Source organism: Embleya sp. NPDC050493, assembly GCF_044458105.1.
In the GTDB taxonomy this organism is placed as follows: domain Bacteria; phylum Actinomycetota; class Actinomycetes; order Streptomycetales; family Streptomycetaceae; genus Embleya.
In genome coordinates this window covers 1-1,323 of the sequence record NZ_JBITHP010000074.1, presented here as the reverse complement: position 1 = coordinate 1,323, position 1,323 = coordinate 1, and the positions used below count along the sequence as shown (strand labels likewise).

At 36.0% G+C, this 1,323-nt stretch carries 2 protein-coding genes and 1 pseudogene; all 3 read left to right on the top strand.

What is annotated here, in order from left to right; translation table 11 throughout:
- Positions 1 to 146: 146 nt before the first annotated feature.
- Positions 147 to 248, top strand: a pseudogene (locus ACIBM5_RS47065) (IS982 family transposase); the annotation flags it as partial.
- 73 nt (positions 249 to 321) lie between these two features.
- On the top strand, positions 322 to 1,002 hold the full coding sequence (locus ACIBM5_RS47060; protein WP_081196305.1) for an IS6-like element ISS1N family transposase: 681 nt from the start codon (positions 322 to 324) through the stop codon (positions 1,000 to 1,002).
- Positions 1,003 to 1,060: 58 nt separating this feature from the next.
- Positions 1,061 to 1,323: polysaccharide biosynthesis C-terminal domain-containing protein (locus tag ACIBM5_RS47055; RefSeq protein WP_396012850.1), on the top strand; the 263-nt coding region annotated here is incomplete at its 3' end.

The following is a 1,323-nucleotide window of genomic DNA, read 5'->3' as shown; positions in this document are numbered from 1 at the left end:
TGTTAAGCTAGTCAACAAATTATTAAGTAGTTTCATATGATACCTCTAAACTTTCTACCCGAATTGCTAGTTAATTTCATTGGAAAATAAATAAGTCGTGCTATCCTAATCTTAAACCACTAAGCATTAGAAAGCGCACGACTTATATGACTTATAATAGCACACTTCCAAAAGTTTTTGTTTATTTACTGACAACCATTGAGACGCTTTATCAAACGAGTGTTCCCCTTGAGGTTCAAAACCGAAAGGGTTCTGTTGCAAAGTTTTCCAAAAAATCTATTTTAGTGTAAAATTGAGAAAAAAGACAGAGAGGACAGAGTAATGAATCATTTTAAAGGCAAACAATTCAAAAAAGACGTCATTATTGTCGCTGTTGGTTACTACCTGCGTTACAATCTAAGCTATCGTGAAGTTCAGGAATTGTTATATGATCGTGGAATAAATGTTTGTCATACTACGATTTATCGTTGGGTGCAAGAGTACAGCAAAGTCCTCTATTATCTTTGGAAGAAGAAAAATAGACAATCCTTCTATTCATGGAAAATGGACGAAACCTATATCAAAATTAAGGGACGTTGGCATTATCTTTATCGTGCAATTGATGCGGACGGCTTAACCTTAGATATCTGGTTACGAAAGAAACGGGATACGCAAGCAGCCTATGCTTTCTTAAAACGACTCCATAAACAGTTTGGTGAGCCGAAAGCAATTGTGACCGATAAAGCACCTTCTCTTGGCTCCGCCTTTAGAAAGTTACAGAGTGTGGGTTTATATCCTAAGACAGAGCACCGAACTGTGAAGTATCTTAACAATTTAATAGAACAAGACCATCGACCTATTAAACGACGGAATAAATTTTATCAAAGTCTCCGTACAGCCTCTTCCACGATTAAGGGCATGGAGACCCTTCGAGGAATATATAAAAAGAACCGAAGAAATGGAACGCTCTTCGGCTTTTCGGTGTCTACTGAAATCAAGGTATTAATGGGAATACCAGCCTAAGATATTTGGAGTTCAGAGAGGGCGAGTTTGATTTTCAAACTTCGCAACAGAACCTTTCATGCTCTCAGCATTATTTTCTAGCTTTGCAAATTTTTTTGAAACAAGTTATATTGTAGTTAAAAAAACTACAGGAGGATTTATCACATTTTTATTTGGAGCAATCGTTTGTGTCATTGCACAAGTATTACTTATTCCATTATTTGGCTTGAATGGTGCTGGATTAGCTAAAATGCTTGGATTCTTAACAACGTTTATATTTCGTGTCAAGGATACGCAAAAATTTGTGGTGATTCAGATTAAATGGCGAACTTTTATAAGTAA